Source organism: Terriglobus roseus, from assembly GCF_900105625.1.
Classification (GTDB): Bacteria; Acidobacteriota; Terriglobia; order Terriglobales; family Acidobacteriaceae; genus Terriglobus; species Terriglobus roseus_B.
Window position 1 is genome coordinate 3,535,773 of the sequence record NZ_FNSD01000001.1, and the last position, 22,352, is coordinate 3,558,124.

A 22,352-nucleotide genomic window follows, 5' to 3' on the forward strand; every position below is an offset into this window, starting at 1 on the left:
CGGTCATCGAACTGCTTTGTGGTGCCAGGGGAAGACGCTGTCCCCCTGCTAGACTGGCGCTGATGAAGCTCTCCTTCCCGACGCGATTTCCTCCCGCGTACATGCTCACTTGCGCAGGCATCATCTTTGTCGCTGCGTGGGCTGAAGGGACAGACATCCTTGTAGCGCTACTGGCTGGTACATTCGTCATCCTCTCGGGGCTCGCGTTTAATATGGCGGGCGGCCTCGTGTATCCCAGCGGCGCTTACATTTTTTTTCTCGCAATCCTCGGTCTCGGTCTCGGCATGGCCGTCAAAATTCTCCTGGGGGAATCCCTCGACAGCAATCTACGAGATGCCCAGCAGAGCATGCTGGTTTACAACGCAGGTATGCTGACGATCTACGCCGCTGCAACGGTGAACCGGCGTCTGCGGCGGCGACGTCCTCTGCTGGCGAATGTGTTGATTAAAGAGCGCATGGATCGAATAGCGGTCGGTTGCGTCCTGATCGGTATTGTCGGCCCCTTAGTAGTACCGGAAAGTGCCGCCGCGACCTTCAGGCAATTAAATAACTTTGCGGTTTTCGCTATCCTTCTCCCGGTGTACAGTCGCGCCAAGGAGACAGACGGTGCGTCGACGTTCAACTGGATCTCGTTCGCAGCCTGGGGTTATATCACCGTCTTCGGTCTATTGACCTTTTCCAAGCAGGGTATCTTTGTCGGTAGTATCGCCTGGGCGGTGGCCGCCTGCGCGGCTGGGTATCGCGTCGGGAAATTGCGGCTGTTTGTGCTGGCAATCGTTGCGGTGGTGGCAAGCTCCATTCTGACGCCCTACTCGCAAATCGGTCGCCAGTTCCGAGGCGCCGCGGACCTCAATGAGCAGGCGATCTATCTGCTGGAACACCCACTCGAGACTCGAAATCTTTACGTGTTACAGACCGAACTCGCGGATTCCAAAAAGAAATCCGCGATCCATTGGTTCGAGCATTCGCAGGGGCTGCTGGATCGGCTCACAATGTTCCCGATTGACGACGCTCTCATCTCGGTGACCGACCACGGTCATTCGCGTACGCTCTACGTCTTCGCGACCTACGTGATGAATGCGGTGCCGCATATTTTCTACCCGGACAAGCCGAACATCCTCTGGGGAAATGAATTCGCGCACGAGGTAGGAATGCTTTCCCCGGGCGATCACACGACGAGCATCTCATTCGGTCCCTTTAGCGACGCATATCATGTCGGTCAGTGGAAGGTGATGTTCTTGATCGCCCCATTCATGTTTCTGCTGCTGTTTTTCGTGACAGACTCCGTGACAGGCTCCACCGACCAGACGGCCTGGGCCCTTTTGTACATCCTGTACTTCTCCCACACAGCCCCTGAGGGCATGATGAGCACAACGATCTATGGATCGTCCACATACACCATCGTCGTTATCTTCGGTGCGTTCACGGTTTCCCGCATTGCACCACTCCTTGGCCAGCTCGTCACGCTGCCAAAGCCGGTGGCCACTGCCAGATCCTAGGCCTACCCGTACAATCAACCTTGTCTATGAATCGTCTGGTTGTCGGCAATCTCGTCCATCGTCCCCTGCGCTCGTTGATCTCGGCGCTTGCAGTGACCATTGAAGTCGTCATGATCCTGTCCATCGTTGCCATCATGCTGGGTATGGTGAACGGGCAGAAGTTGCGCACCAATGGAATCGGTGGCGATATCATCGCCAAACCCGGCGCAGCATCGAACCTGATTGGAGTAAGCGGGGCCCCCGCGTCTGCAAAGGTGGGGCTCGTGCTTGCGAAACTGCCACACGTCAAGGTGGCTGCACCCATCTACATCCAGTTGACAACGTCTGCGGGTGCCGTCGAGAACATCTTCGGCATCGACTATTCGACCTTTAACGCCTTGACGCCATTCGTGTTCGTGGAAGGGGGCCCGTTCTCTGGCCCAGATGACATCATTGTTGACGATGTAGCGTCGCACGGTTCGACGGATGGCCCTGCGATGCGGGGCAAGAGCTTCCACGTCGGAGAAACAACCAAGCTTCTAGGCCATGTCTTTCATGTCTCGGGGGTAGTGGTGCATGGCAGAGGCGGCCGAAAGTTCATTCCGCTAGACACAATCAACGCAATCAACGGGACGGACAACCGTTGCAGTGTCTTTTATCTGAGGACAGAAGATGCTCCGAAGTGGCAGAAGGCCGTTCGCGAAGAAATTCAGGCGACGGAAGGTATGCAGCAATGGGATGTCCAAACGCTGGACGAGCTCCTGAGTCAGATGACCCCTGAGAAGTTCCCAGGATTCAATATTGGCCTCAGCGTTGTAATCGGAATCGCAGTTGTTATCGGCTTCCTGGTGATCTTCCAATCCATGTACACGGCAGTAATGGAACGCACCCGCGAGATCGGCATCCTTAAGTCACTGGGAGCTTCCAAGGGATACATCGTAGGAATCGTGTTGCGCGAGTCGGGCCTATTGGCTGTTTGTGGTGTCGTCGCGGGCGTTGCAAGCACATACCTGTTACGTGCGATTCTTCACATCAAGGCGTCACAGTTGGAGTTTGAGGTCACGCCCGCATGGGTCGCCAAGGCCGCGGCGATCGCGATCGTGGGCGCCTTGCTCGGTGCCCTCTACCCGGCCTTGAAGGCTGCCAGTAAAGATCCGATCGACGCGCTTTCCTACGAATAGATTCCTGACAGACAAAAAGACAACAGCGCCCTTCCGGGCGCTGTTGTCTTTTGCGGAGGCACCGACGCATGGCAGGCCCGCGCGCCGCAGGGAGCAATTGAAGTCTTGCGGGCGCCTGGCACGAAACGTCACACCTCGCGGGTCTTCACCGTCGCGAAGCGCTCCTTGAAGCGCAGGAAGAAAGCCTCGAAGTAGCGGTAGGAGACGTGCGCCATCCCGAACGTAATCATCAGTCCCAGAGCGGCCTGGATGATGCGCCCTTCCCAATCTGGCAGGGCCATTCGTCGTACCAGCAAGGAAGCAGGCCGCAGGGCGATGCGCAATCCCAGAACATGAAAGACATACAGGCCGTAAGAGACCTTCCCAAGATAGACGAGGAACGTGGCCCGTCCGAGCCGGGCCATTCCCAGCACCGAGAAAAACAGCATGACCGACCCAGCCGCAAGCAGAAGGTATTCGGGCACTGCGTTCCTCACCAAGGACATATCGCCGCTGTGGTGGAAGAAATACTGCGCTACGAAAAAGGCGAAAAGGCCACCCAGGAACAACAGGGCACGCCCTGCCAGCGGCCAGCGCGGGGAGGCTCCCTTGAGCTGCAGTGCCAGCATCCCGCCGAGGCCAAAGAACTGGATCTGTACGAAAGTATTCACCCAGAACTGACGTTCAAGCCGTGCATGCATGCAAAGCCAGAAAATGGCGGCGTACGAAACAGGAAACGTGAGGATGCTGACAAGAAGCAATGCGCGCGATCCAAGGAATTTCCGTACCGAAGGCCACACAAGATAAAACTGCTCTTCCACCGTGACGCTCCACAGCACCAGTGCGAACGATGCCGGGAATCCGTAGAAGTAGGTGTACCAGTTGCCAACCAGGAAAACCGAAGCGAGCAGGCGCCCGTTGGACATCTGCAGATGTGGAACGTGCCAGTCGATCAATCGTGCGAGCAGCAGAGCCAGAAAGTAAAGCGGCCAGATGCGGAGGGCACGGCGGATATAGAAGGAGCGGAGGCTGATTCCATGGGTCTTCGCATCCTCGCGTTCCAGCAGTTCCGTGATGAGATAAGAACTCAACAGAAAGAAGACGCAGACGCCACCGCGTCCACTCTCAGAGATTGCCTTGAGGATTGGGGTACTTGCCACGTCAGCATGCACGGCAAAGACCATTACAAAGGCCAGGAAGCGGAGAACATCCAACTCCGGACGGTAAAAACGTGGGCCGGTTGGAGATTCGTGAACTGTGGGGATACCCATGGATGCGGTCAGTGTAGACGACCTGCTCTCGTGGCGCGAACCGTGAGAGAGTCAGTGACTGCTGTGCGCTGCATTCGTCTCTGTCGTTTGTTAAAAGCGATGCTCAACCGGGATGCTGGTGAAGCGCAACGGGTGTGCTGATTTTGTGTGGCGAGTACACGCCGTCTTGATGGCGCTGTGAGGCGTAGTTTTCACCAGCATGCCTCGTGGGGGAATCCGTGGCACGTTTTTCTGCATGGTAGCCTTCACACAATGCAGGGAGATCGGATTCGTACCCACGAGGAAGCGGAGCTGCTGGCACGCACCCCGAAGGGAAGGCTCTTTCAACTGGACGCCCTGCGTGGTATCGCGGCGTTTTTTGTAATGTGGTATCACCTTCGGTACGCCTATCCGCCATTTCATACCCGCAACCCGATCGTGTTTCTGTTCACGTCAGGGCGCCAGTCAGTCATCCTCTTCTTCGTCCTAAGCGGATATGTGCTGGGTATGCCGTACTGGCGTGGACGGGAGACGCCTTACCGGCGATATCTTCTTCGTCGATTCTTTCGCATCTACGTTCCATTTCTTGTCGCTCTGATCTTCGCGTGGGTCTGCGCGGATCATTTTCTGTATTCGCATCTGCCACTGACTCCGTGGTTCTACAAGACCTGGCAGACGCCGCTTACCGGCGGCCTCTTTGTCCGGCAACTGTTCATGAGTAACGACGCGACCATTAATACAGCGTTCTGGTCCCTGAGAATTGAGGCGGAGTTCTCCATCCTGCTGCCCCTCTGTTGCTCTCTGGTGCGGCGGCTCCCTGCCATCGGGACCTTGCTGCTTTGCGTCGTAAGTTACGCGGGAAGCATGTACACGCATCAAGAGGGTTTGGCACAGGCACTGACCAACTTCCCCATGTTCTTCCTCGGTCTCCTTCTTTCGCTGCATGCCGAGCGCATTGCCCAGGTCTGGAGGCGATTCCATCCCGCAGCGCATTGCGTGGTGCTGGCGTTTGCAATGCTGCTCTACCTGCATGTGCTTCCCGCGAAGTTCTGGGCGGACGCTTTGACGGGCATCGGTGCGGCGCTGATCATCGTCTGTTCGCTCCATTCGGCATGGATCACAAGACTGCTGCGGCACAGCCTGCCGGAATATCTTGGGAGGATCTCTTACAGCCTTTACCTGGTTCATGGAACTGTACTGTTTGCGACGTTGAACCTTCTCTATGGTCGCGTGTCGACATGGCTGGTCGGCCTTTGTTATGGTCTGACTACGTTCGTCTTTGCACACTTGCTATGCATTCTGATCGAAGAGCCGTCCATGCGGCTCGGACGAAAACTTACGACCTGAACGGGGTCTCCAAGTTGAACGAGAGACTCGAGAGGCTGCAGGATCCAGTCAAGGACCGGGCAACGTCCCATGTGCAGCGTGCGATCGTTGCGTTTCTGCTGGTCCTGGGTGGACTTGCGTTTGCTCTGCACTTCCTGCATCTCCGCGCGGATTTCCCAAATCACTCTCCTTGGGTCGACTGGGCCAAGTACACCGATGAAGGCTGGTATGGCGATGCCGCGATCCGTCATTACCTGCGCGGGACGTGGCGGCTGCCCGGCGATTTCAACCCCGCAGTTGCACTGCCGGTGTGGCCTCTGGTGGAAGCGGGGCTCTTTCGTTTTACCGGTGTGGGCATCGTCGCAGCGCGTGCTCTAACGGTCTGTGTGTTCGGTTGCATCCTGTGTAGCAGTTTCTTCTTCCTGCGTCTGCGAGCGGAGCGACGGGGGGATCGTCCCATGCGAACGGTCTTTGCGGCCGCCGCTGTTCTTGTGCTGGCTGCCAGCCCGTTTGTCTACGTCTTCACGCGCCTGGCCATTCTGGAGCCGCTGCTGGTCCTGATGATGCTGTTGAGTCTGCAGGCTGCTTATGCCATGCGGCTGGCACGGTTGAGGTGGCAGCGTGCGGCTTACGCTGCGGGCGTCGGTCTGCTGATCGCGCTGATGATCGGGACAAAGACCACTGCGGTCTTTCTGTTGCCTGCGATTGCGTATATGCTGGCGGACTCCGCCGAGTGCCGCGGGCGTCGGATGCTGCGAACCGGCCTGATCACCGGTGGAGTCGTCGCGCTGCTATGCGGCAGCTACTTCCTGATGCTGGTGCATCGCGGGTATCTGGGTGATTTCCGCTACCTGTTCAGCGCCAACGCGTACACAGGCATCACCCGCAGCACGTTCTTCAAAACCGTGGGAGAGACACTGACAGACGGTATGTGGACTGGACCGTTGACGTACCCTCTCGCCGGCTTGATGCTCGTCATCGCATGCCTTCGTCCTCGGGTGTGGCGCGACCCGGTGTTTACCTCACTCGCGCTATGGGCTGCCGGCTACATGATCTTCATGGCGTATCACGCCAACATGCAGCCCCGGTATTACCTGGTTGTCGCTGTGCCGCTAGTCTTGTTGCTACTGCGCGGTGCGCTCCATGTGGCGGAGTGGAACCCTGTCGCGCCGCTGGCGTTGGTGCCGCTACTGCTGCTGGTGGTGGGGCATGAGGCGCGACAGACCGTGAACTTTGCGCGGCATCCCGACTATACGTATCAGACGGCCGCGGTTCGGATCGAGCACATCATCGAAGCAGAGCCATCGCACAGCCACACGGTCCTCTCAATTTCCGGCAGTAATCTGTCCCTGATGACGGGTCTGCCGTCGATCTGTGACGACTTCGGAACTATGCAACTTGAAGACCGCATCGCGGCCTATCAGCCGGGCTGGTTTGTGGCCTGGAACTACGTGGAAGATGACAAGATGCAGGCCCTGTCCCGCTTTTACACGCTGACTCGCGTCGGGGAGTTCCCAGCAATGGACGATCCCGACCGGAACCTGATGATCGTCTACCGTCTGGATCCGAAGGAAGGCGTAAAGCCCAGACGCAAGCGGCCGGGTGCGAAATTGCTCCCGATGTAAGGGAGGCCGGCGTACACTTCGCCCCGTGAGAAGATCTAGGCTTTTAACGCTGATCCTGATCTTTTGTTTCATTGTCGCCGCCTGCCATCCAGGGGCCGCACTGACTCTCGCAGCTGTCAGTCCCGGGACGGAGCTGCCCGTCTCGTCGGCTGTCCATGAACCCGCACCGGCTGATGCAGGGCTACAGACCGAGTTGGCAGATGCTCAGGCCTCGCCACAGAACGCGCCACCTCCCTCCTCACCGGCACCGCAGAAGCATCCGAAGCACCAGAAATTGATCCTGGTCGTTGGTTTGGGCGGCCTGCTGCTATTCGTCGTGTTCGCCGCAATCAGCCTCGGACACACATGATTTACGCCGAACTTTGTTGACTCCCATCCAGACCTCCGTTATCCTAAGAACTCGCGCAGACTCGCGTCTGCATACCTGTGCTTTTCGGAGCTGCGGGAATGCGGATGCGGCGACGCGGTGGATCCTGCGGGACGTCAGTTGGCTTGAACACAGCCTCTGCGCAGGTTTCCGGAGCAGGCGGCCAGGCAGTATCGGTTGCGGCAGACGGAAACGGTCTCACACAGCACCCACTCGCATTCAGCGGATCTAGCCCCGTAAGGGGTGCTTTGCGTGTGCACGACATTGGTTGAGTTGTAATTAGAAGTTCAGATTTTGGTTGTTAGAAGGAAGACTCGATGTCGACGTTTGTACCCAGTTCGAATGATACGAACCGCAAGTGGTATGTGGTGGACGCTACGGGGAAGACCCTGGGCCGCCTCGCCAGCGGTGCCGCGCGTGTGCTGAGCGGCAAGAACAGCACGCAGTACACCCCCTACATTGATACCGGTGACCATGTCATCGTCATCAACTGCGAAAAGATTGTGCTGACCGGCCTCAAGGCCCAGCAGAAGCTCTATCGCCGTTACACCGGTTTCCCCGGCGGTCTTCGTGAAGAAGAGTTCGTCAAGCTGCTCGCGCGCCGTCCCGAAGCAATCGTGGAACAGGCCATCAAGGGCATGCTCCCCAAGACCAAGATGGGCCGCCAGATGGCGACTAAGCTGAAGGTCTACAAGGGCGATAAGCACCCCCACGATGCACAGATGCCCGAGCCGCTCGTAGTTTCGGCGTAACCGTTCAGAAGGAAAGATAGAGACATGGCAGATTTGGTTCAGTATTACGGAACGGGTCGTCGTAAGTCGGCGATTGCACGTGTGTTCCTTCGTCCCGGCAACGGCGGTTTCAAAGTTAACGGCAAGCCGATGGACGTTTACTTCGTCACAGAAGCTCAGCGCTTCGCGGCCCGCCGCACGCTGAACACCGCAGAAGTCGTCGGCCAGTTCGACGTCATCACCACCGTCAAGGGTGGCGGTGTGACCGCTCAGGCTGACGCTGTAAAGCTCGGCATTGCACGCGCGCTGCTCGAGTTCAACGTCGAGCTCCGCAAGATTCTCAAGGCTGACGGCCTTCTGACCCGCGACGCTCGCATCAAGGAGCGTAAGAAGTACGGTCAGAAGGGCGCACGTAAGCGCTTCCAGTTCTCCAAGCGCTAATTGCTTGGTGTATCTACTGCGGCGGATGATCTTCGGGTCATCCGCCGTAAAGTTGTAAAACCTCCAGGAGTTCAATCTCCCAGACGAACGGGATCAATCCCGGCCTGATCCGCCGGGATGCCGCATACAAGGAGCCTCACATGGCATCGATCACAATGAAGGAACTGCTCGAAGCGGGCGTTCACTTTGGTCACCAGACCAAGCGCTGGAACCCCAAGATGAAGGAATACATCTTCGGCGAGCGCAATGGCATTTACATCATCGACCTGCAGAAGACGCTGAAGATGTTCAAGGAAGCGTCCAAGTTCGTCACCGAGCTGACCTCTTCGGGCAAGCTGATCCTCTTCGTCGGCACCAAGCGCCAGGCACAGGATGCAGTCGCTGAAGAAGCGACCCGCGCCGGCATGCCCTACATCAACAGCCGCTGGCTGGGTGGTCTTCTGACGAACTGGGTAACCTGCCAGAAGTCGGTCAAGCGCCTCGCAGAGCTGGACGAGATGGCTGTCGACGGCCGTTTCGAGCTGATGACGAAAAAGGAAGTCATCAAGCTGGAGCGCGAGCGCAAGGCTCTGCACACGAATCTGGCCGGCATCAAGAACATGCGCCGCCTGCCGGACGCGATCTTCGTCATCGATTCGAACAACGAAGCCATCGCCGTCTCGGAAGCACGTAAGCTCGGCATCCCGGTTGTTGCAGTCGTTGATACCAACTGCGATCCGACCGTGGTCGACTATGTGATCCCCGGCAACGATGATGCTCTGCGCGCCATCCGCCTGTTCACCACCAAGATCGCCGATTCGGCCTTCGAGGGTGTGCAGATGATTGGCGACAAGTCGATCGCCAACGAGTATGCCGATGTGGTGCCGGTTGCGACCGAAGCACACTTCATCGGTCTCGAAGACGAGGAAGCGCAGGAGTCCAACCCGGTTGCTACCACCCCGGTGGAGCAGGCTGAAGAAGAGACTGTTGATCTCAACGCAGCTCTGGGCGGTGGCATCAAGAAGCAGGCTGCATCCGACACCGAGACTGAGGCAGAGCCCGTCGCAGTCGAAGCCGGCGCGTAAGCTTCTCCGAAACGATTCAACGGAGAGCGTGGCTGCCGCCTATGGCACCACGCTCTTTCTGTGTACAGCTACTGTTTCAAAACCGTAAAGGATATGACGATGGCGACCGAGACCCCTGTAAAGATTGATGCGAAGCTGGTAAAGGAACTGCGTGAGAAGTCCGGCGCGCCCATGGGCGACTGCCTGAAGGCGCTGCAGGAAGCTGGCGGCGACATGGAGAATGCATTCGTTGTGCTGCGCAAGCGCGGCATGGCGTCGGCAGCGAAGAAGGCTTCGCGCTCCACCAACGAAGGCGCTGTGGGGAACTACATCCACGCCGGCGGCAAGATCGGCGTCATGCTGGAACTGAACTGCGAGAGCGACTTCGTTGCCCGAACGGAAGACTTCCAGGAACTGCTGCGCGACATCTCGATGCACATCGCGGCGGTTGATCCGCGCTTTGTGGGCCGCGATGAAGTGACGGAGGCTGACGTCGAGCGCGAGAAGGAGATCTACCGCGCCCAGGCTGCTGCTACCGGCAAGCCCGCAAACATCATCGAGAAGATGCTCGAAGGCAAGATGGGTAAGTTCTACGAGGAAGTCTGCCTGCTCGATCAGCCCTTCATCAAAGAGCAGTCGCAGACCGTGGCGCAGGTCATCGCAACCAAGGTCGCAAAGCTCGGTGAGAACATCACCGTCCGCCGCTTCGCACGCTTCAAGATCGGCGAGCCCAACGCCACCTTCGCACAGGCGAAGATCGTGGCGACCGAAGAAGCTGCTTCGTAGCTAATTCTCAAGACGGCAAAGGGGCCCGGCGAAAAGCCGGGCCCTTTGTCATGTAGGCGACGCTCACTTGATCGGTACCATGCGAGTGTTAGCAATGCCGTGTCAACCGATTGTGGGTTCAACTGCACGTGACAAACTGCTCGTTACCACCTTTGTTTTACTTGCCGCGGTTGAAAGCATTGTGGTCGCTGAGGCGCATGGTGGTCACGGCATCCTGGGTGCACTCCTCTATGCCATGATGCTGGGGGCGGCGGTCTCCTGGCTGCTCCTGCGAGCCCACGGGGATAACTTTCGCAGGGTGTTTTCATCGCGTGTCTTCTGGATTTCGATTGTCCTGTTGATAGGCGTCCTTGCTGAGAAGCATTACCTTTCGACGCTCGGGATTCAGAACCGCATCAGTACAGCAAAGGCGTTGGAATTTCCGGCACGTGCACTCCTGTTGCACGGTCACGACCTTTACAGTGTCACTGCGGGTGAGACGCCCATCAGCCCTGGCCCGGGCTGGATCATCTTGTGGGCTCCGCTCAGTATCTTCAATCTCACCGCGTTCATCCCAGTGTTGGCCCTGCTTTTTGCATACGGTGTGCTGTTCCGACGCGACAGGGTGCGGGCTGGCCTTTTTGCGCTCCTGATGCTCGTGCAGATGCTGTTCCTCTCCGAGATGCGAAACGGGCAGGATCTCTTTGCGATCTCGCTGATGCTGGTCGCGCTGGCTCTTCTGCTGGAGGACGCGCCGGTCTCCAACCACCACCTCGTCTTGTTGGGTGTGCTTGGCGGAATCATCGCGTCGGCCCGTATCCCCATGATCATCATGACCTCTCTCATCGGCTTAGGTCTCTGGCGCCGAGATCGTAGAGTGGGCACGATCTTTCTCGCTCTCAGCGTTGGAACAGCGATGGTTTGGCATGGCCTCTTCTACCTGTGGGCTATCTATGACGGCGACTGGTATCAGCCTCTGCATGTACTTGGCCGTGCGTCGCGTGCCGGGAAGAAGCCACGCCTTCTGTCGATGTCTGCTCTGCCCGTCGTCCTGATGGGGATTTATCGCAGAATGGGTAAGACTTCCATGACGTGGCTGCTCTCCACGTTCCTGCTCATGATCACGCTCTTCGCGCCCGTTGGTATCGGCGAATACCTGGAGAGCCGTCAGCTCGATTGGGAGGGCGCCAACTACATCGTCTTCCCGGTGCCGCTTCTCCTCACGTACATCCTCTTTCACACGTTGCAACGGAGAGATGCGTGAAGACTTGCGAATGAAAACTGGCAGCAGTCACGGTATCAAGCGCCAGCTTCTGCCCCGCTGCGGTCTCATACGGCAGCGTGTGTGCGGCATCTCCATTCACGATTAGTCACCGCCGGTCCACTCTACTAGCGGCCTTAGGAATCACTGCTGCTGTGTCACCCCAGCGCGAATCCGCGATCGTGACAGAAAAGTTCCAAGCTTGGACGGCCCGCAGCTCACCCCGTTTCTATCCCTCAACGTTTTCCTTGATCTTCGCTAAGACCTCGTTCGTCTGGAGCTGACCCATCACCACTGCATTCTATGCACCCCCACGGAAACATCTCTCGCTTCTGCTTGCCTTCGGCGCGTTTGCTTACGTAGAGTCCTTCATGTTCCCAGCGGCGCACTGGCATCGCGGTATGTTGGGTGGCACGATTTATCTCCTGCTGCTGGCACCTTTCATCGCGTGGTTTTTTTACGTCCCTCACCACCCCCGGATGATTCGCTGCCTTTCGACTGCGGCTGTATGGGGCGCAATACTCTTGCTCTTCGCCGCCGTAGACCAAAAGCAATTCCTGCACAACCAATTGCTGTCGGATCCCGGCAGCACCGCGAAGGGGTTGGAATTGCCGGCCAGGGCCCTTCTGCTTCATGGTCACGAACTCTACAGTGTGGACGCGATCGGAACTCCGGTCAGTCCTGGGCCGGGATGGATCCTGCTGTGGTCTCCCATCACTTTGGCCGGCTGGACGGGCTTGCTGGAAGTGATCACCTTGGCGATCACGACGTGGCTTATCTATAGCCGCCACCGGCTTGCCGCTGGAGTCTTCTGCCTGCTCATGCTGCTTCTGCCTCTTTTCCATCGCATCATGTCCGGAGGGCAGGATCTGTGGGCGATCTCGCTGGCGTTCGTTGCGCTGGGACTTGTCATGGACAACACCTGTGAGTCGGACTCGCAAACAGTCCTCGTTGCATTGCTCGCGGGGACAGTCGCCACCGCGCGCGTTCCGATGCTCTTGCCGCTCCTTGTCCTGGGCTTCGGACTTCATCGGAAGAATCGGCGCGCAGGAAGCATTTTTCTCCTGGTCATGACCATCACTGCCATGACCTGGCACATTTCATTTGCGGCTATTGCGCACCATGCCGGCCACCTGTACCAGCCGCTGCACGTACTAAGAAGGGCCGGTCGCGCAGGGACCTGGAACCGCGTCTCTGCGGCCGTACTTTGTGTCGGCTGCTTTGGCTGGTGCTACAAGAAGATCACTGACGATATAAGAACGTGGCTCACGGAGCCTTCCTTATGATGGAGGTTCTCTTCGCTCCCACCGGGATCGCGGAAGGTTTACACGATTTACGTCTGGACTGGGAGGGCGCGGGTTACATCACCTTCCCGATGCCACTGCTGGTGGCTGCAATCGCCCTCTATATCCGTCGACAAGCCATGTTGCGGGTCGATGCACACACCTCCGAACCTACGTTGCCTTCGCCAGCTGGACAATTGTCGTTTCCAGAGCCAGCGCCAGTTCCGCTGCGGCCTCATACGGCAGCATATGTGCGGCATCTTCGATCACGATGAGTCGTCCGCCGGCACGTTCAACCAGCGGCAGTGTGTATTGCCGCTGAAAACTGAGTGGGATCGCTTCATCAAACTCACCGACGATGAGAGTCGTCGGTAAGAGAAAGTGCTTCACGCGTCCGGACCAGTCTTCTTTCGTGCCATGTTCCACCCAGGCACGCCAGGCTTCGTGGTTCGCTCGCTCTACGTCGGCGATGCCGATGGCGATGTCTTCGTCGGTCATCGTGCGGTGTGCGCCATTCTTCACAAAAGCTTCTGTCCGTGCTCGCGTCGTATTTGCGAGGAGCATGGTCTCGCGCGCCTCTGCGGTCATGGGTTCGGGCTGCAGCGGCGACGGCGCCACGAGGATCAACTGCGTCAAGTTCGGCGGCGGGGCTGCCGCCAACACCATGCCGACCTTTCCGCTGAGCGAATGTGCCACCAGCACCACCGGCGACGGTGCAAAGGACTCCACCAGCGTCTGCACTTGTGCGCACATTTCACTCACCGTGTAGCCGCGAAGCTCGGCGGCATCCCCAAAGCCCGGCATGTCAGCGGCTACGCATCGGTACTGCAAGGACATGCGTTCCATTACGTGGCGCCACTCGTGCTGGGAACTGCCGAAGAAGTGCAGGAACAGGAGGACTGTGTCGCCGGTGCCGGTTTCGCTGTAGGGAAGCATTCGTCTTGGGATGAAGGAAGCCGTCGTGCTGGCGCATGTCGTAGCGCGGAATCTGGGCGGATGTGGGCGCATTCCGATGGCATCAACAGAGGCCCATTGCTTCTGCGGTTTGACTCACATTGCGATCGCGACCGCAATGTGTCGCCGTAGCTCGGCACATCCCGCTTCCTGCGTCGGCATCTCACCACCAGATCATGAGCGAGACACTGTTACCTATCCTCAGTAATCGAGCCGTGCTTGAGCGCACGTCGGACGCGACGCGTCGTGTTCTGGAAGATCGTGCCCGACCGACCGATCCCGCTCTGCGTTATTTGTCTCCGGAACTCTACGCAACGTTGCAGCAGGTCGTGGCGGCAGTGCTGCCGCAGGATGCCATCGGAACGGACGTGGATATCGCTGCATCGATCGACGAGCGGCTGCGCAAGGGGACCAATGCCGGCTGGCGCTTCGCCGACTTGCCGTCAGACGGCGAAGCCTATCGCCAGGGACTGTCTGTGTTCGCGATGATGCTGGAGCAGACGCCTATGAAGCACTTTGAGCGTATGCCACCACCTGCGCGGGAGGGATATCTACGCTGCGTGGCCAAAGGTGATGTGGATGGGCCCGCACAGTTTCCTCTCTCGCGATGGTTAAGCATGTTACGCACTGATGTCGTGAAGGCGTGGCTGTCTCATCCCTCCACGATGGAGAAGCTTGAGATCTACAGCTTCGCGGATGGCAGGACCGGTGCTACCGACGGACCGACCGAAAGCGAGGGATGGCAGGCGACAACGCCGAACAGGTCTCTGTCATTTGAGCAAGGGGTCTCGGCATCAGCGGCTTCCGTCACGGAGCGTGGCGCATGAAGAAGCCGTTGGATATGCGTACGTTTCAGAATGACGAAGTCGTCGATGCTGTTGTGATTGGCACTGGCGCTGGTGGAGCGCCTTTGCTTTGGCGGCTGGCACGCGCGGGTCTTCGCGTAGTGGCGCTTGAAGCCGGCCCATGGTTTGAAAATCCCGCAGAAGACTTCGCCTCGGATGAGATCGGTGCGAGCAAGATTTACTGGACAGACGAACGTCTCTCCGGCGGCGCAGATCCAACGGCCTTTGGTGGAAACAACAGCGGTACCGGCGTGGGAGGCAGCACGCTCCACTACGGAGCTTACGTGCCGCGTCCGGACGCACGCGATCTGAAACTGAAGAGCAGCGATGGCGTCGCCGTGGACTGGCCGGTAACCCTTGAAGAGTTGACGCCATACTTCCAGGAGGTCGAGGAGTTCCTCGGCGTGTCCGGTCCTGCGAAGTATCCCTGGGATCCAGCGCGCAAATATCCTCTGCCGCCACTGCCGTTAAACAGCTCGGCGATCTACATGGCAGTGGGCGCCGAGGCCATGGGGATCCGTGTAGCGCATGCCCCCATCGCGGCGACATCACACACCTATACGCGGCCGGAGTACGGTACACGCAACGCATGCGTCAATCGTGGGTACTGCCACCAGGGCTGCCGGAACGGTGCCAAGGCGAGCATGGACGTCACGTATCTTCCAGCCGCATTGAACGCGGGCGCAGAGATTCGCGAAGATAGCTTTGTGCATGGAGTAGATCGTGATGCGCAAGGCCGTATCTCTGCAGTCCTGTACACGGACAAGCAGGGGAATGAGCGACGTCAACTTACCAGCAATGTCTTCCTGTGCGCTGGTGGAGTTGAGACGCCTCGGCAGTTGTTGCATTGGAATCTCGCGAACTCCAGCGGGATGGTTGGCCGTAACTTCATGGCGCACATCTCCACGCAGGTATGGGCAACCATGAACGCGGAGACCAGGCCGTATAAAGGATTTCCTGCGTCACTGATCACGGAAGATTTCATGCGCGCGAAGGATGCCGACTACGCCGGTGGTTATCTCCTGCAGAGCTACGGCACGCTGCCGCTATCCTGGGCGGAGCAGGTGGTACACGGGCGTAATCTCGTTGGCCAGGCGCTTGTCGACTATCTCTCGCGGTACAACAACGTGGCGGGCATCGGCATGAATGGCGATACGCTGCCGCAGATGGACAACCGCATCACGCTCTCCAGTGAGAAGGATGCGCGAGGCCTGTCGAAGCCGCTTATCACCTTCTCACTCTCGGAGAACGAGAAGAAGATGAGCGCACATGCTGAATCGAATATGCGCCGCATCCTGATGGCCGCTGGCGGCAAGGACCTTTGGAGTTCCCAACGCACGGCACATACGATCGGCACATGCCGCATGGGGACGGATGCGGGGGAGTCGGTGGTGAATTCCGTCGGTCGCAGCTGGGATGTTCCGAATCTTTATATCGCGGATAACTCGGTCTTTCCGACGTCGCTTGCGGCCAATCCTGCGTTGACGATTATGGCTCTATCGCTGCGAACGGCCGATGCATTTCTTGGCGCGGATCATTGATACCTTATGTCTGACTGCTGGCTGTCCGCGAGCGCGAAGATGTGTGTACTCGCGCGTAGCGCATCACGCAAAGCGCCGCGACACAGCGCAGATACAGGGTTGAACAAGACGATGAAGAAAAAGGTCGTGGCGGCGCAGGATGTAGCGCGGATTCCGTGGGACGCGCTAAAGCGTGAGGCGAAGAAACGCTTCGGTGTCACGGCCTTTCGTTCCGTTCAACGTGAGGTCCTGGAGAGCGTGCTGGGCGGCCACGACACGCTGGCCATCATGCCAACGGGCGCAGGGAAGTCCCTGACCTACCAACTGCCGGCGCTCTTCCTGCCGCATACGGTTCTCGTCGTATCCCCGCTGATTGCGCTGATGCAGGACCAGCAGCAGAAGGCTGCCGCTGCTGACATCGCCGTCAGCAAGATCGACTCAACACTGACCAGGTTGCAAAGGGAAGAGGCCGATGCCGCACTGCGCGCAGGCCTGCCCAGGCTGCTGTATGTCACACCCGAGCGGCTGCAGAATTCCAAATTTCTTGCGGAACTGAAGGGCGCGGGTGTCTCGCTCTTCGTTGTCGATGAGGCGCACACCATTGCGCAGTGGGGCCACGATTTCCGTCCTGCCTATCTTGGCCTTCGATATGCACGCAAAGAGCTGGGAAATCCGCCGGTGCTTGCCGTTACAGCGACGGCAACGGATGAAGTCATTCAGGAAATTCTCGAACAACTCGATGCGAAGCATGCGCGCGTGATCAGTGCAGGCAGCGAGCGGACGAATCTTTACTTTGCCGTGCACCCAACGGTCAACAATGATGCGAAGCTCGCCCGCCTGGTCCAGATGATTTCGAACGAGCAGGGCAGCGGCATCGTCTACACCGCATCGGTAAAGTCCGCGAATGATCTGCTCGAACGCTTCCGGGAGGCGGGCATTTCTGCTGGTCATTATCACGGCAAGATGGGCAAGCGCGAGCGAGAAGAGGCTCAGGCTGATTTCATGGCCGATAAGTACAAGGTTATGATCGCGACGAAGGCGTTCGGACTTGGGATCGATAAGCCAAATATTCGTTTTGTCTTTCACTACGAATTTCCGGACTCGCTGGAAACCTACTATCAGGAGGCTGGCCGCGCCGGACGCGACGGTCTGCCGGCGAGTGCGGTCCTGCTCTACCGACTCGAGGACCGGCGCATCCAGAGTTTCTTCTCCGCAGGCCGTTACCCTGGCAGGGAGGACCTGCGGAAGGTTCTCGAGACTCTCTCGGCGCGTGAACCCGTACCTGCTCAGCTGCTGGCCGAACGAGCGGATGTGGGCAAGCGCCGGGCCGAGGTCATTCTGTTCCTGCTGCGCGAGAATAAGGCGGTCCGGCGGCTTCGCGGCGGCTATGTGCTGCGGTACGACGAGCCGATTACGGATGCGCACGTTGAAGCGCTGCTCACCTCGTACAGCGAACGTGCCGATCACGACAAGTCGCGTCTCGACGAAATGATGCATTATGCGGAGACGGTCGACTGCCGCCGCCAGGTATTTCGCCGGTACTTCAACGAGCCCGAGGGGGATCCCTGCGGCAACTGCGATAACTGCATTAATAACGCAGCCGAGATGCGTGCCGCAGCACAGCTGCATGCGACGGAAGGCCTGCAGGGCGTAACTCGTGTGGAGACGCTCTCAGGCACCATCATGAGCACTGCTCCGGAAACTCTGCCGAAACCCGAGGTCGACACGGGTTTCGATCCGGGAGACAGGGTGCGTCACAAACGTTTCGGTATGGGGAAAGTGCTGGATCTGCAGGACGATACGCTCCTGATCCGGTTCGACAAGGAGGGCACGCGGAAATTGAAGGCGGCGTTCATACGACACGCACGTGCTTTCGTTCCGACGGGAAATGCTGCGGCGAAATCTGACACCGTGGCTTGATCCCTGTCCACGCATGCGATACTGAAACGCGGTGATGTACAAGCGCGTATTACTCAAGATATCCGGAGAAGCACTGGCCGCGGGCCGTGGTTTTGGCATTGACGCAATCTTTGTCAGCCGTGTCGCAGAAGAGATCGTGGAGCTGGCGAAGAGCGGCTGCCAGGTGGCCGTGGTCGTCGGCGGTGGCAACTTCTTCCGCGGTGTCGCGGAGCAGGCCATCCACATGGACCGCGTCGCGGCCGATCACATGGGCATGCTGTCCACCGTGATCAACGCGATCGCGATGCAGGACGCCATTGAAAAGCTGGGCGTGCAGTGCCGCGTGATGTCCGCGATTGAAATGCACGAAGTCGCGGAGCCTTATATCCGCCGCCGCGCTATCCGCCACCTCGAGAAGAATCGCGTCGTCGTCTTTGCCGCAGGCACGGGAAATCCCTACTTCTCAACGGATACCGCCGCTGCTCTGCGCGCCATGGAAATCCGTGCCGACGTGTTGCTCAAAGCCACCTCGGTCGAGGGCATTTACACGGCCGACCCCAAGAAGGATCCGGAAGCAACGATGTTCTCGACCATCACCTACATGGAGATGATCCAGAAGAATCTGCGTGTGATGGACACCTCGGCCGTCTCGTTGTGCAACGACAACAACATGCCGATGGTCATCTTCTCCATGCGCGAGCAGGGCAACATCGTGCGCGTGGTTGGCGGCGAGAAGCTCGGGACGCTTGTCACTTCGTAGCATGGCGCAGCCCATCGCACCGGAAGTAGCACCGCCTGCTGTTGTCGAGCGAAAGCCGCCACTGCCGGGACTGACGGGCATTCGCACCTTTCTTGCGATTGGCATCATGTTTTTTCACTTCACGCCGCCGCTGCCTACGCTGGTTCGGCCCGTGATTGAGGCTGGATTCACGTACATCAGCTTCTTCCTGCTCATCAGCGGCTTCGTGCTTGCGTACAACTACGCGCACCGCGCGGAGACGCTGAAGCCCGGGAAGTTCTATGCAGCCCGGCTGTCCCGGTTATATCCGGTGTATTTACTCAGCCTGCTGGTCTCGCTGGAGATGCTGCACTCCGAATGGACCATGCGCTCGCTGGGCGAGTTCCTCCGTGGAGCATTGCTAACGCCGGTGTTGCTGCAGGGATGGAGTCCGACTCTTTCCACTTTCTGGAACACCGTCGCGTGGACGCTGTCTACCGAAGCGATGCTGTACCTGGCGTTCCCGCACATAATACGGATGAAGTTCTGGCCGCGCACGCCGGTTAAGCTGGTGCTGCTGTTCGGTGCCTTCTGGCTGTGGGAACTGGTGTTGCCGACGGTCTACCTTCTGCTCAACCCCGACGGCCTGCACGACATCAATCGCTACTCCTCCGGTTACTGGCTGCGCGCTTTGAAGTACACGCCGCTGCCGTTTCTGCCCATCTTCCTGGCTGGAATCACGTTGGGCCGTTTCCACGCAGTCATTCAACTGAGTGACCGCATGGCATTCGCGCTTACGCTCGTCGCCGGACTTGGTATCTTCGGAGCGTTCTACTTCCTGGTTCCACACGTGCCGTATGTTTTGCTGCACGGCGGTTTGCTGACGCCGGTCTTCGCGCTGCTGGTGCTGGGGCTGACGGGTGTCCACTTTATTTCGCGGGTGCTGGGCTGGGGACCGATCGCCGCCTTCGGCCGCGCCAGTCTTTGCCTCTACCTGCTTCATTTCAATACGTGGATTACGCTGCATGATCACCACATACCCGAGCGGTTGGGCGTTGCTGCCCTTGACCCGTGGATCTCGTACGTATTCATTCTTTGCTTTGCATACGCGGCATACCGGCTGGTGGAACATCCCGCGCAGAAGTACCTGCTGTCGCGCTGGGTCTACAAGACACCGCCGCCGGTGGAACTCAGCGCCCCGCTGGGCTAGAACGCTGCCGGAAGCGATTTGTTTGCCTTCCAAATAGTGCAAAGATTCCTGCTTCGCGTGATTTCTATCTGTGGCCGCGCTTTGGGATTGGTGGCGGCGGGGTTGTCTGTCATACTGTGTTCGCAACCCTTTCACAACTGAATCAGGAGCCGCGCCTTCGCGCGACGTCCTCCGCATCCGTGTACGTGTACTCGTCCCTACTTGGAACCGCTGGCGCAGATCTGTATCTGTTCCCAGCGAAGAAGTAAGAAGGAGCCAGTTCTTCGATGTCGATTTCCCGCCGTAATTTCCTTATGCGCGTCGGCCAGGCCGGCGGTTACTCCGCAGCGTTTGCCACCATGCAGGCGCTCGGTATGTTCCCCATGAAGGCCCAGGAAGTAAAGCCGATCGCGGCTGCCCCTGGCAGTGGCAAGGGCGTCAGTGTAGTGGTTGCTGGTGGTGGCATCTCCGGCCTCACCACGGCATATGAGCTTCGCAAGCTCGGCTACAACGTCACGCTGCTTGAGGCTCGCAACCGCCCCGGCGGACGGAACTGGAGCGCACGCAACGGCACGGTGGTCGAGTTCATCGATGGAACCAAGCAGACCTGCAACTGGGAGACCGGCAACTATCAGAACCTTGGCCCCGGACGTCTGCCTTCGGTACACACCACCATCCTCGGCTATTGTCGTGAGCTCGGCGTACCCCTCGAAGTAGAGATCAATACCTCACGTTCCACGCTTCTGCAGAACGATGCAGCCAATGACGGCAAGCCCGTCGTACAGCGCAAGGCCATCAACGACACCCGCGGCCACGTCAGCGAACTGCTCTCCAAGGCTATCAAGGGCGGCGCACTCGACCAGCAGCTGACCAAGGAAGACAAGGACCGCATGAATGCGTTCCTTCGCACGTACGGTGCGCTCGGTCTCGACGGCAAATATCACGGCTCTGATCGCGCCGGGTTCAAGGTGTATCCGGGAGCAGGCGACCAGGTCGCCATCAACCAGGAACCCATGGAAATGCACACGCTACTGGATGCCAACTTTTGGGCCGGCATCCTGTACGAAGAGGCGTGGGACTGGCAGGCGACGATGATGCAACCGGTCGGCGGCATGGACCGCATCCCGTACGCCTTCGCGCGCGAACTGGATAAAACCAAGACCATTATCTATAACGCACCCATCACCGGCTTCAAACGCACCGGTGCCAACAAGGGCGTGGAAGTGACCTACATGCAGGCTGGCAAGGAGAAGGTCATCAAGGCCGACTACATGGTCAATTGCATGCCGCTACCTATTATCAAGAAGATGAAGCAGGACCTGTCGCCCGCCTACATGGACAGCATTAACGGTGCGACATACGCCGCCAGCTACAAGCTCGCGTGGGAGTCGCGCCGCTTCTGGGAGCAGGACTACCAGATTTATGGCGGTCTGAGCTTCCGTGCGCCGGGACCGACGACCGTCATCTGGTATCCGTCCGCTAATCTGATGGCGCCCAAGGGCATCCTGGTCACCGGATACGAAGACGAGATGATCTTCGGTTGGGACAAGCTCTCCATGGACGAAAAGTTCGCGACGGCCAAGAAACAGCTTGAGAAGATTCACCCCGGCCACAGCCAGGAACTCACCAAGCCACTCATCTGCATGTGGCGCCACATCCCCTACAACGAGGGTTCGTGGATCCGCGGCTACGGTGGCGGCGACAAGGGCTACAACACACTGTTGCAGCCGGATGGTCCGATCTTCTTCGCGGGCGATCACACCACGCACGTGGTGGGCTGGCAGGAGGGCGCTGCTCTCAGCGGCCGTCGTGTCGTGGGCTTGATCAGCGACCATGTGAAGTCCGCCCGGCTCGCCGGTGACGCCTTCGGTGCAGTCGAAGCATAAGCAACTTTAGAGGGCGATCGCTGTGTTGTGATCGCCCTTAAGTCTTACCGGCGCACCACGCCACACCTCAGGAGTTTCGATTCATGAAGATCAAGTTTGCAGCCCTCGCAACCGCCCTCACACTCAGCTTCGCTGCCGCGCACGCGCAGGTCGTGGTGAAGCATATCCAGCCGAACGAGAAGTCGCCTATCGCCACCGCAGTGTGGGCAGGCGACACGCTGTACGTCAGCGGACAACTTGCGGATCCCGTCACGCCCGCGGATGCAGCGAAGGGAACGGCCGCTGACTATGGCGACACCAAGACGCAGACCGCCAGCATCCTCTCCAAGATCCAGAAGATCCTGAAGGAGCAGGGACTGGACATGAAGGACGTTGTGAAGTGCACGGTATTCCTCGCAGCGGATCCAAAGCTTGGCAAGATCGACTTCGCAAACATGAACGCCAGCTTCAGTCAGTATTTCGGCACGAAGGAACAACCGAACAAGCCGGCGCGTTCGGCCTTCCAGGTTGCGAATCTTGTAGGTCCGGGCTACCTGCTTGAGATCGAAATGATCGCGGTCAAGGGGAAGTAAACGAATCAGTTTAGGCGCGGCGGATTGCAGCCGCCGCGC

20 protein-coding genes are annotated in these 22,352 nt (G+C 58.7%); 18 read left to right on the forward strand and 2 right to left on the reverse strand.

Annotated features, from left to right (window positions below; translation table 11 throughout):
• Positions 1-62 precede the first annotated feature (62 nt).
• Both BLW03_RS14720 and BLW03_RS14725 read left to right on the forward strand, forming a co-directional pair.
• Complete coding sequence (locus BLW03_RS14720) at positions 63-1,499, forward strand: hypothetical protein (RefSeq protein WP_139285217.1); 1,437 nt, start codon at positions 63-65, stop codon at positions 1,497-1,499.
• A gap of 26 nt (positions 1,500-1,525) precedes the next feature.
• On the forward strand, positions 1,526-2,659 hold the full coding sequence (locus BLW03_RS14725) for an FtsX-like permease family protein (RefSeq protein WP_074654743.1): 1,134 nt from the start codon (positions 1,526-1,528) through the stop codon (positions 2,657-2,659).
• A 128-nt stretch (positions 2,660-2,787) separates the two neighbouring features.
• Here BLW03_RS14725 and BLW03_RS14730 read toward each other — a convergent pair whose 3' ends face one another.
• Complete coding sequence (locus tag BLW03_RS14730; protein WP_083350553.1) at positions 2,788-3,909, reverse strand: acyltransferase family protein; 1,122 nt, start codon at positions 3,907-3,909, stop codon at positions 2,788-2,790.
• 252 nt (positions 3,910-4,161) lie between these two features.
• Between BLW03_RS14730 and BLW03_RS14735 the strand changes: the two genes are divergently transcribed.
• From BLW03_RS14735 to BLW03_RS14770, 9 genes are all read left to right on the forward strand, one after another.
• Positions 4,162-5,235, forward strand: a complete 1,074-nt coding sequence (locus BLW03_RS14735) for an acyltransferase family protein (RefSeq protein WP_074654745.1) — start codon at positions 4,162-4,164, stop codon at positions 5,233-5,235.
• Between the two features lie 14 nt (positions 5,236-5,249).
• Positions 5,250-6,839, forward strand: a complete 1,590-nt coding sequence (locus tag BLW03_RS14740; RefSeq protein ID WP_244502102.1) for an ArnT family glycosyltransferase — start codon at positions 5,250-5,252, stop codon at positions 6,837-6,839.
• A 25-nt stretch (positions 6,840-6,864) separates the two neighbouring features.
• Positions 6,865-7,188 carry a hypothetical protein gene (locus BLW03_RS20895; protein WP_212733203.1) on the forward strand — a complete coding sequence of 108 codons (324 nt, stop codon included), beginning with the start codon at positions 6,865-6,867 and terminating at the stop codon, positions 7,186-7,188.
• Between the two features lie 335 nt (positions 7,189-7,523).
• The gene (rplM, locus tag BLW03_RS14745) at positions 7,524-7,958 is read left to right on the forward strand and encodes a 50S ribosomal protein L13 (protein WP_074654746.1); all 435 of its coding nucleotides are present in this window, start codon (positions 7,524-7,526) and stop codon (positions 7,956-7,958) included.
• 24 nt (positions 7,959-7,982) lie between these two features.
• Entirely contained in the window at positions 7,983-8,378 is a 396-nt protein-coding gene (rpsI, locus tag BLW03_RS14750; protein ID WP_074654747.1) for a 30S ribosomal protein S9, read from the forward strand.
• A 140-nt stretch (positions 8,379-8,518) separates the two neighbouring features.
• The gene (gene rpsB / locus BLW03_RS14755) at positions 8,519-9,442 is read left to right on the forward strand and encodes a 30S ribosomal protein S2 (RefSeq protein WP_074654748.1); all 924 of its coding nucleotides are present in this window, start codon (positions 8,519-8,521) and stop codon (positions 9,440-9,442) included.
• A gap of 99 nt (positions 9,443-9,541) precedes the next feature.
• Entirely contained in the window at positions 9,542-10,207 is a 666-nt protein-coding gene (locus tag BLW03_RS14760; protein WP_074654749.1) for a translation elongation factor Ts, read from the forward strand.
• A 112-nt stretch (positions 10,208-10,319) separates the two neighbouring features.
• Positions 10,320-11,450, forward strand: a complete 1,131-nt coding sequence (locus tag BLW03_RS14765; protein ID WP_074654750.1) for a hypothetical protein — start codon at positions 10,320-10,322, stop codon at positions 11,448-11,450.
• Positions 11,451-11,818: 368 nt separating this feature from the next.
• On the forward strand, positions 11,819-12,733 hold the full coding sequence (locus tag BLW03_RS14770) for a hypothetical protein (protein ID WP_139285219.1): 915 nt from the start codon (positions 11,819-11,821) through the stop codon (positions 12,731-12,733).
• Between the two features lie 168 nt (positions 12,734-12,901).
• On the opposite strand, the gene BLW03_RS14775 is transcribed toward BLW03_RS14770, so the two are convergent.
• Entirely contained in the window at positions 12,902-13,666 is a 765-nt protein-coding gene (locus BLW03_RS14775; protein ID WP_074654752.1) for an alpha/beta fold hydrolase, read from the reverse strand.
• A 194-nt stretch (positions 13,667-13,860) separates the two neighbouring features.
• On the opposite strand from BLW03_RS14775, the gene BLW03_RS14780 reads away from it, so the two are divergent.
• The 7 genes from BLW03_RS14780 to BLW03_RS14810 all read left to right on the forward strand — a co-directional run bounded on the left by BLW03_RS14780 (position 13,861) and on the right by BLW03_RS14810 (position 22,313).
• Positions 13,861-14,511: a gluconate 2-dehydrogenase subunit 3 family protein gene (locus BLW03_RS14780; RefSeq protein WP_074654753.1), complete on the forward strand. Its 651-nt coding sequence runs from the start codon at positions 13,861-13,863 to the stop codon at positions 14,509-14,511.
• Positions 14,508-16,070, forward strand: coding sequence for a GMC family oxidoreductase (locus tag BLW03_RS14785; RefSeq protein WP_083350555.1), 1,563 nt, complete (start codon positions 14,508-14,510; stop codon positions 16,068-16,070). Before BLW03_RS14780 ends, BLW03_RS14785 begins: the two co-directional genes overlap by 4 nt.
• A gap of 111 nt (positions 16,071-16,181) precedes the next feature.
• On the forward strand, positions 16,182-17,969 hold the full coding sequence (locus tag BLW03_RS14790) for a RecQ family ATP-dependent DNA helicase (protein WP_074656048.1): 1,788 nt from the start codon (positions 16,182-16,184) through the stop codon (positions 17,967-17,969).
• Positions 17,970-18,003: 34 nt separating this feature from the next.
• The gene (gene pyrH / locus BLW03_RS14795) at positions 18,004-18,708 is read left to right on the forward strand and encodes a UMP kinase (RefSeq protein ID WP_074654754.1); all 705 of its coding nucleotides are present in this window, start codon (positions 18,004-18,006) and stop codon (positions 18,706-18,708) included.
• Positions 18,695-19,876, forward strand: coding sequence for an acyltransferase family protein (locus BLW03_RS14800; protein ID WP_244502103.1), 1,182 nt, complete (start codon positions 18,695-18,697; stop codon positions 19,874-19,876). Before pyrH ends, BLW03_RS14800 begins: the two co-directional genes overlap by 14 nt.
• Before the next feature lie 266 nt (positions 19,877-20,142).
• Positions 20,143-21,741 (forward strand): flavin monoamine oxidase family protein, encoded by a 1,599-nt coding sequence (locus BLW03_RS14805; protein ID WP_074654756.1) that lies wholly within the window; start codon positions 20,143-20,145, stop codon positions 21,739-21,741.
• Between the two features lie 83 nt (positions 21,742-21,824).
• On the forward strand, positions 21,825-22,313 hold the full coding sequence (locus BLW03_RS14810) for a RidA family protein (RefSeq protein WP_074654757.1): 489 nt from the start codon (positions 21,825-21,827) through the stop codon (positions 22,311-22,313).
• Positions 22,314-22,352: the final 39 nt, after the last annotated feature.

What these genes read in the sequence shown, in the direction of transcription:
- BLW03_RS14720 (WP_139285217.1), top strand. Translation starts at nt 63, where the DNA reads ATGAAGCTCTCCTTCCCGACGCGATTTCCTCCCGCGTACATGCTCACT.
- BLW03_RS14725 (WP_074654743.1), top strand. Translation starts at nt 1,526, where the DNA reads ATGAATCGTCTGGTTGTCGGCAATCTCGTCCATCGTCCCCTGCGCTCG.
- BLW03_RS14730 (WP_083350553.1), bottom strand. Translation starts at nt 3,909, where the DNA reads ATGGGTATCCCCACAGTTCACGAATCTCCAACCGGCCCACGTTTTTAC.
- BLW03_RS14735 (WP_074654745.1), top strand. Translation starts at nt 4,162, where the DNA reads ATGCAGGGAGATCGGATTCGTACCCACGAGGAAGCGGAGCTGCTGGCA.
- rplM (WP_074654746.1), top strand. Translation starts at nt 7,524, where the DNA reads ATGTCGACGTTTGTACCCAGTTCGAATGATACGAACCGCAAGTGGTAT.
- rpsI (WP_074654747.1), top strand. Translation starts at nt 7,983, where the DNA reads ATGGCAGATTTGGTTCAGTATTACGGAACGGGTCGTCGTAAGTCGGCG.
- rpsB (WP_074654748.1), top strand. Translation starts at nt 8,519, where the DNA reads ATGGCATCGATCACAATGAAGGAACTGCTCGAAGCGGGCGTTCACTTT.
- BLW03_RS14760 (WP_074654749.1), top strand. Translation starts at nt 9,542, where the DNA reads ATGGCGACCGAGACCCCTGTAAAGATTGATGCGAAGCTGGTAAAGGAA.
- BLW03_RS14770 (WP_139285219.1), top strand. Translation starts at nt 11,819, where the DNA reads ATGTTCCCAGCGGCGCACTGGCATCGCGGTATGTTGGGTGGCACGATT.
- BLW03_RS14775 (WP_074654752.1), bottom strand. Translation starts at nt 13,666, where the DNA reads ATGCTTCCCTACAGCGAAACCGGCACCGGCGACACAGTCCTCCTGTTC.
- BLW03_RS14780 (WP_074654753.1), top strand. Translation starts at nt 13,861, where the DNA reads ATGAGCGAGACACTGTTACCTATCCTCAGTAATCGAGCCGTGCTTGAG.
- BLW03_RS14785 (WP_083350555.1), top strand. Translation starts at nt 14,508, where the DNA reads ATGAAGAAGCCGTTGGATATGCGTACGTTTCAGAATGACGAAGTCGTC.
- BLW03_RS14790 (WP_074656048.1), top strand. Translation starts at nt 16,182, where the DNA reads ATGAAGAAAAAGGTCGTGGCGGCGCAGGATGTAGCGCGGATTCCGTGG.
- pyrH (WP_074654754.1), top strand. Translation starts at nt 18,004, where the DNA reads ATGTACAAGCGCGTATTACTCAAGATATCCGGAGAAGCACTGGCCGCG.
- BLW03_RS14805 (WP_074654756.1), top strand. Translation starts at nt 20,143, where the DNA reads ATGTCGATTTCCCGCCGTAATTTCCTTATGCGCGTCGGCCAGGCCGGC.
- BLW03_RS14810 (WP_074654757.1), top strand. Translation starts at nt 21,825, where the DNA reads ATGAAGATCAAGTTTGCAGCCCTCGCAACCGCCCTCACACTCAGCTTC.